Origin of the sequence: Phenylobacterium sp. (assembly GCF_035309685.1) — a bacterium.
Classification (GTDB): domain Bacteria; phylum Pseudomonadota; class Alphaproteobacteria; order Caulobacterales; family Caulobacteraceae; genus Phenylobacterium.
The window spans coordinates 235893-243206 of record NZ_DATGEX010000031.1 but is presented as its reverse complement, the minus strand read 5'-3'; the positions used below and the strand labels follow the sequence as shown (position 1 = coordinate 243206).

Here is a 7314-nt window from a genome sequence, read left to right as displayed (position 1 = left end):
AGTATGCGATCAACGACCCCGGCGTATGGCACACCGCCGACATCGACGGCGAAGCCACGGCGCTGTTCATTACCGTCGGCGAGGGTACGCAGGGTCGGCCCCGCTGAATATCCTTCCCCTCCCGCCCATCATGAGCAGGCCGCGATCGCGTCGCGGATGCCGTCCCAGACCTGGCCGTAGGAGGCGAGGCCGGGCTTTTGAAGGATCCGGTAGGTGACCGTTCGGGCCGGTGGATCGAAGTCGTAGACGATCCTGGTCAGGCCGAAGTAGTGGGTTTCCGAGGTGACGATGTTCGGGTTCCTCGGGTCCGCTATGTAAACGGTGCCGTGTTGCTTGCGGCTTCTGTCCGCCACGCACACCAGGGTCGCCGCTGTGATATTGGAGAACGTTCTGCTCGGCGCCATCGACGCCCCCCGAGGCGCCGACATCGCGGCGCTCGACATCGGCACGAGGCACGCCGCGGCCAGGGTGGCGGCCAGGCGCGTCAATCAGTTCGAGCCCCGCACTGTCGGCTTGCCGAGCAGGGTGTCGGCGATGATGCGCTGCTGGATCTCCGAGGTGCCCTCGAAGATCTTGGTCAGCCGCGCGTCGCGCCAGTAGCGCTCGATCGGATAGAGGGTGGTGTAGCCGGCGCCGCCGAAGATCTGCAGGGCTTCGCTCGTCACCCGCTCGGCCATCTCCGAGGCGAACAGCTTGACCATCGAGGTCTCCACCCGGCCCGCGCGCCCGGCGTCGATCTCGCTGCAGACGTAGTACATCAGCTGCCGCGCGGCCTCGACCTCGGTCGCCATGCTGGCGATCTTGAACCGGATAGCCTGGAAGTCGGAGATCGGCTGGCCGAACTGTTTGCGTTCCTTCGCGTAGGCGATGGCGTCCTCCAACGCCCCGCGCGCCAGGCCAATCGAGCGGGCGGCGGTGTGGGCGCGGGCGAGGCCGAGGCCGAAGGCGACGCCCTGCACGGCCCGGCCGGCCTCCGGGTTGCCGGTCTCCTGCGCGCGGGCCGGGGCGCGCACGGCGTCGAAGTGCAGCTCCCAGGTCCGCCAGCCATAGTAGCCGATCTTCGGGATCGGGGCGCCGGTGACGCCCCGTGGGAGCTCGCCCTTGGGCTTCTCCACCGACACCGACACCGTCGCGCCCTTGCCGGGCGGCGCGGCCGGATCGTCGACCCGGCACAGCACGCTGATGAAGTCGGCGCCGTCGGCGAAGGTGCACCAGTACTTCGAGCCGGTGATCACCCATTCGTCGCCCTCCCGCCGCGCGCGGCAGGTGACGCCGCCGAGGTCCGAGCCGACGCCCGGCTCGGACAGCGCCGCCGCGCCCAGGTACTGGCCGCGCGCCATGGCCTCGATCTTGCGCCGGCGTTCCTCGCCTTCGCCGGGGATCGAGCGGTAGAAGGAGTTGCCCCGGGCGATGATGCTGGCGACGCTCATCCAGCCGCGCGCCAGCTCCTCGGCCACTAGGCAGTATTCGAACGCGCCGAGCCCCAGGCCGCCGTATTCTTCCGGGATCAGGATGCCGAAGAAGCCGAGCTCGCCCATCCGCGCGATCATCTCGGCCGGCATGTCGCCCTTGACCGGATCGAGCCGGTTGGCGGCCGGCAGCACCTCCTCGAGCGTGAACTGCCGCGCCATGTCGCGCATCATGATCCGCTCGGGGGTCAGATAGCCCTCGCTCGCCGCCACGCCGGCCGCATCGTCCGCCATCACGCTCTCTCCACTACAGGCCGATCAGCTCGGCCTTGCGCACCGTGTTCATGATGATCCGGATCGAGGCGGCGTCCACCATGATCCCGTTGACGCTCACCGACCCGATTCCCTCCGCGAGCGCCTTGTCGTAGGCCGTGGCCAGCTCGCGGGCGCGGGTCACCTCCTCGGCGCTCGGCGAGAAGATCTCCAGCGCGGGGGCGATTTGGGCCGGGTGGATCGCCCACTTGCCGACGAAGCCCAGCATTTGGGCCCAGCGCGCCTCGCGCCGGTAGCCCTCCTCGTTGCGGAAGTTGGCGTAGGGCCCGTCCACCGGATCCAGTCCCGCCGCCCGCGCCGCCATGGCGATGCGGAACCGCGGATAGTGGAAGATGTCGCCCGGATAGCCGTCGCTGCCCCAGTTGCGCAGGTTCATCTGCTGCGAGGCCGAATAGTCGCCCATGCCGAAGATCAGCGCCTCCAGGCGCGGCGAAGAGGCGGCGATGGCCTCGACGTTCTGCAGGCCCGCCGCCTCCTCGATCAGCACCTCGATGCCGATTGGCCGCGTGAGCTTCAGCTTGGCCTCCAGCTGGTTCAGCAGCAGCTCGACGAACTGCACGTCGGCGGCGCGCATCGCCTTCGTGAGCATGATGGTGTCGAGGTTCCTGCCCGCCCCCTCCACCACCTCGATGACGTCCTCGAAGCACCAGGAGGTGGTGACGTCGTTGATCCGCACGCAGCGGGTCTTCTTCCCCCAGTCGAGCGAGTTCAGTCCCGCGACGATGGTCTTGCGCGCGCCGGGCTTGGCCGACGGCGCGACCGCGTCCTCCAGGTCCAGGAACACATGGTCGGCGTCGGAGGCGGCGGCCTTGGCGATCATCTTCTCGCTGCTGCCGGGCACGGAGAGCTGCGAGCGCCGCAGGCGGGCGGGTCGGGTGGTCATAATCTTCACTCCGTAGGAATCGCGCCGGCCTCGCGCCAGCGGGCGAGGTCGTCGTCGGCGAAGCCGTGGCTCTTCAGCACCGCGGTGGTGTCGGCCCCGAGGTCGGGGGCGGGTCCGCGGACCCCGGCCGGGGTGCGGGCGAATTTGATCGGCTGGCCGGCGACGCGAAGGGTGTCGGGAAGGCCCGGCAGCGCGAGCGGCTCCAGCATCGCCCGCGCCGCGAAGTGGGCGTCGTGGGCGATCTCCTCGATGGTCATCACCGGCCCGAACGGCACCACCCCGCCCAGCCGCGCCTGCAGCTGCGCCTTGGTGAATGCCGCAGTGAGCGCGGAGAGGCGCTCGATCACCGCCGCGCGGTTGCCGGCGCGCGCCTTGGGTGTCGCGAACGCCGGCTCCTCCAGCACCGCGCCGGCGTCCAGGGCGGCGAGCAGGGCGCGGAAGAAGGGATCGCCCGGGCAGGCGATGGCGACGAAGCCGTCCGCCGCCGGATAGATGCCGAACGGCAGCAGGAAGGGATGGTGGCTGCCCTCGGGCCCCGGGACCTGGTGGGCGAACGAATACTGGTGGACGATCCGCTCGCACACCCCCAGCACCGCGTCGGCCATGGCGACGTCGACGAACTGCCCGACGCCGGTCCGCCGGGCGTCGAGGACGGCGCTGACGATGCCGAGGGCCAGGTAGAGCGCCGGCACGGTGTCGCCGACGCCCGGGCCGATCTTGGTCGGCGGCCCGCCGGCCGGGCCGGTGATTCCCATCATCCCGCCCATCGCCTGGGCGACCACGTCGTAGGCCGGCCACTCGACGTAGGGGCTCTCGCCGGTGCGGGGATCGCCGAAGCCGCGGATGGCGGCGTAGACGAGGGGAGGGTGCAGCGCCGCCAGCGTCTCGTAGGAGAGGCCGAGCCGGTCCATCACTCCCACCCGGAAGTTCTCCACCACCACGTCGAACGACGGGACCAGCCGCTTGATCAGCTCCACGCCAGCCGGCGACTTGAGGTCGACGGCGATGCTCTTCTTGCCGCGGTTGATCGACTGGAAGTAGCCGGAATAGCGCCGCTCGGTGTCCGCCTCATGAAACGGCCCGGAGTTGCGCGACAGGTCGCCCCCGCGCAGCCCCTCCACCTTCACCACCTCCGCCCCCAGGTCGCACAGATTCTGCGTGCAGAACGGCCCCGCCAGCGCCTGGGTGAAGTCCAGCACCTTCAGCCCCGCCAGGGGACCCGAGGCTTCTCCTCCGCCGCTCACCTGTCGCCCCAGTGGCTGCGCCGCTTGAGGAGCATCCGCCGATCGCCCTGGAAGACCTGCTGGTCGTCCTGGTTGACGCCGTAGTGGCGGAACGTCACCACCCCGGCGTCCTCGCGGTCGGCGTCCTCGACGCTCAGCACCTCGGAGTAGGCGTAGAGGGTGTCGCCGTGCACCACCGGGTTCATCAGGCGGATGTTGTCGAGGCCGAGCTCGGCCAGGGCGTTCTCGCCGGTGTCCTGCATCGCCAGGCCCATCACCAGCGAGAAGTTGACGCCGCCGTAGGAGAGCCGCCCCTTCCAGGGCGAGGTCTTCATGGCGTGCTCGTTGAAGTGGCCCTGGGCGGTGTTCATCACCAGGTTGGTGATCAGCACGTTCTCCAGCCCCTCGATGGTCTTGCCGCGGGCGTGGCGGATCACCTGGCCGACGGTGAAGTCCTCGAAGTAGTTGGTCCTGCCGGTGAGGTCGGAGAGCTTCACGCGGCGGCGTCCTTCGCCGGCGGATGGCGCAGGCGCACCAGGTTCGAGCGCTCGAAGTCGATCACCCGCTCGTCGCGCTGGTTGAAGCCCTCGGTGTGCCAGGTGACGATGCCGTTGGCCGGGTTGCTGGCCGACAGCCGCGCCGACCTGGTCGTGGACCGGGCGACGATCGTATCGCCCGGATAGACCGGCTGGTGGTAGGTGAGGGCGCCGACGCCGACGAACGGCCCGCCGATCTCGCTGTTGTCCTCCACCGAGAGGCCCAGCACCGTGTTGAACACCAAGAGCGGGTTGACCACGATGTCCGGGTGGCCGTGCGCCTGGGCGTAGACGCGGTTGGTGTAGAGCGGGTTGAAGCTGAGGGTCAGGGTGGTGAAGAGCACGGTGTCGGATTCGCAGATCGTCCGCCCCCAATGGTGGACGCGCACCTCGCCGACCTGGAAGTCCTCGTAGAGGCGGCCCTTTGGGCTCAGCTTCGCCCGCTCGCGAAAACCCTCCGCCATGTCCCGTGATCCCTGACGGCCTGCGCCCGGCCTTTCGCCCATCGATACCCCCCGCCGCGCCCGATGGACAACCCAACTCCGGCGGTTGAGGTCAGATCACCCCGGCCTCCGCCAGCGTGGCCACTTCCTCCGCGCTCAACCCGAGCAGCTCGCTGTAGACCACGGCGTTGTCGGCGCCGATGGCTGGGCTGGGGGTGGCGGGTGTCTGGGGGGTGCCGTGGTAGCGCAGGGGGCTGCCGGGGACGGTGATCCGCCCGAGGCTCGGGTGGTCGATCACCTCCAGCATGCCTCGGCCCTTCATGTGTTCGTTCTCCAGCACCTCCTGCAGGTCCCGCACCGGCGCCGAGGGCACGCGGTGGGCGCCGGTGGCGGCGAAGATCTCGGCCCGGGTCAGGTTGGCCGCCCACGCCTCCACCGCCGCGTCGGTCTCCGCCATGTGCGTGACCCGCGCCGCGTTGCTGGCGAAGCGCGGGTCGCCGGCCAGTTCGGGGCGGCCCATGGCGGTGGCCAGGCTGCGCCAGTGGCCGTCGTTGGTGCAGATGATGGCGAACCAGCCGTCCTGGCAGGCGTAGACGTTGTAGGGCGAGACAGAGAGACCGCCGTGGCGATTGCCCGTGCGCCCGATCGTGTTGTCAGGGCGGCTGTGGATCATGCCGAGGTTGGAGGCGAGGCTCGGGAACATGGTCTCGATCATCGCCACCTCCACCAGCCGCCCGCGCCCGGTCCGCTCGCGCTCGTAGAGGGCGGTGACGATGGCCCCGTAGAGGTGGGTGCCGGAGAGGAAGTCGGCGATCGCCGGCCCGGCCTTCACCGGCGGCCCGTCCGGAAAGCCGGTGACGCTGATCGCGCCGGAAGCGGCCTGGATGGTGATGTCCATGGCCAGGTTGTCGCGTTCGGGGCCTGTAAGGCCGTAGCCGGTCGCCGAAGCGTAGATCAGCCGCGGGTTCTCGGCCATCAGCGCCGCCGGACCGACGCCGAGCTTGTCCATCACGCCGGGCGCGAAGTTCTCCAGCAGCACGTCGGCCTTCCGCGCCAGGGCCTTCATCAGTTCCACGCCGCGCGGCGCCTTCAGGTTGAGGGTGATCGCCCGCTTGTTGGAGTTGAGCATGGCCAGCGGCAGCGAGGCGCCGCCGCCCACCGCCTCGCGCACGCGCAACGGCTCGCCGTGGCGCGGCTCGACCTTGATCACCCGCGCCCCCGCCTTGGCCAGCAGCAGCCCCGCGTAGGGTCCCTGGTAGATCTGGCCCATGTCGATGACGGTGACGCCGGTCAGCGGCGGCGGGCGGACCTCCTCCACTAGTACAGCGCCTGGTCGAACAGTTCGCGGGCCATGACGATGCGTTGCACTTCGCTGGGGCCTTCGCCGATGCGGCGGATGCGCATCTCGCGGTACCAGCGCTCGAACGGGAAGTCCTTGGTGACGCCGTAGCCGCCGTGGATCTGGATCGCCCGGTCGACAACCCGGCTGGCGCCTTCCGAGGCCAGCAGCTTGGCCATCGCCGCCTCGGCGCGGTACGGCTCGCCGCGCTTGGCCTTGCAGGCGGCCGCCAGCGTCGCCCAGCGGGCGGTGCGGATGTCGATCTCGTTGTCCACCACCATCCACTGGATCGCCTGGCGGGTGGAGAGGGCCGCGCCGAAGGTCTCGCGCTGCTTGGCGTAGTCGATACTCATCGCCTGCGCCTTGATCGCCACCCCGATGCAGCCGGCCGCGTAGGGGATGCGCTGGCGGGTCAGGCGGTCGTTGGCGATCGCGAAGCCGCGGTTCACCTCGCCCAGCACGTTGGCGTGCGGCACCCGCGCCTCCTCGAACTGCAGCTCGGTGCCGTAGTTACCCGAGCGCAGCGTGTGCACCACCCGGCGGACGTGGAAGCCGGGGGTGTCGGCGTCGATGATGAAGCAGGTCACCCCACCGCGCCCCTTGGAGGCGTCGGTGCGGGCGAAGACGATGCCGAAGTCGGCGACATCGGCCCCGGAGATGAAGATCTTCGAGCCGGTGATCAACCAGTCGTCGCCGTCGCGCACCGCCTTGGTGCGGATCGCCCGGGCCGGATCGGAGCCGCCGGAGGGCTCGGTCAGGCCGAAGAAGCCGCGCTTCTCGCCGCGCAGCATGGGGAACAGATACCGCTCCTTCTGGTCGTCGTTGGCTTCGAAAAGCTGCGCGAGGCCCGCGCCGCCGAACGCCCCGAAGCAGGGGGAGTAGAGCCCGGCGCGGTGCTGCGAGGTCTCCATGGCGATCAGGGTCTGGGTGACGATGTCGATGTCCGGGCCGCCGAACTCCGGCGGGATGCCGAGGCCATAGAGCCCCATAGTCTTGGTCATCGCCGTCAGCCGCGCCTGGTCCTCCGGCTCGAGCCGCGAGGCGTCGGGGTCGAGCTTCGCCTCCAGCGGGACCACCTCCTCGCGGACGAACCGGCGGACCTGATCCACGATCAGCGCCTGCTCCTCGCTCATCTCGAAATCCATGGC

Annotated in this window: 8 protein-coding genes; all 8 read right to left on the bottom strand. The window is 69.9% G+C overall.

Annotated features, from left to right (window positions below):
• Positions 1-128 precede the first annotated feature (128 nt).
• Entirely contained in the window at positions 129-488 is a 360-nt protein-coding gene (locus tag VKQ35_RS10735; RefSeq protein ID WP_324361365.1) for a hypothetical protein, read from the bottom strand.
• Positions 489-1703: an acyl-CoA dehydrogenase family protein gene (locus VKQ35_RS10730; RefSeq protein WP_324361363.1), complete on the bottom strand. Its 1215-nt coding sequence runs from the start codon at positions 1701-1703 to the stop codon at positions 489-491.
• 13 nt (positions 1704-1716) lie between these two features.
• Positions 1717-2625 (bottom strand): CoA ester lyase, encoded by a 909-nt coding sequence (locus VKQ35_RS10725; protein ID WP_324361361.1) that lies wholly within the window; start codon positions 2623-2625, stop codon positions 1717-1719.
• A 5-nt stretch (positions 2626-2630) separates the two neighbouring features.
• Positions 2631-3869 (bottom strand): CoA transferase, encoded by a 1239-nt coding sequence (locus VKQ35_RS10720; RefSeq protein ID WP_324361359.1) that lies wholly within the window; start codon positions 3867-3869, stop codon positions 2631-2633.
• On the bottom strand, positions 3866-4345 hold the full coding sequence (locus VKQ35_RS10715) for a MaoC family dehydratase (RefSeq protein ID WP_324361357.1): 480 nt from the start codon (positions 4343-4345) through the stop codon (positions 3866-3868). The genes VKQ35_RS10720 and VKQ35_RS10715 overlap by 4 nt, the downstream gene beginning before the upstream one ends.
• Complete coding sequence (locus VKQ35_RS10710; protein ID WP_324361355.1) at positions 4342-4848, bottom strand: MaoC family dehydratase; 507 nt, start codon at positions 4846-4848, stop codon at positions 4342-4344. Before VKQ35_RS10710 ends, VKQ35_RS10715 begins: the two co-directional genes overlap by 4 nt.
• Before the next feature lie 91 nt (positions 4849-4939).
• Entirely contained in the window at positions 4940-6145 is a 1206-nt protein-coding gene (locus VKQ35_RS10705) for a CoA transferase (protein WP_324361353.1), read from the bottom strand.
• The gene (locus tag VKQ35_RS10700; RefSeq protein WP_324361350.1) at positions 6145-7311 is read right to left on the bottom strand and encodes an acyl-CoA dehydrogenase family protein; all 1167 of its coding nucleotides are present in this window, start codon (positions 7309-7311) and stop codon (positions 6145-6147) included. The genes VKQ35_RS10705 and VKQ35_RS10700 overlap by 1 nt, the downstream gene beginning before the upstream one ends.
• Positions 7312-7314: the final 3 nt, after the last annotated feature.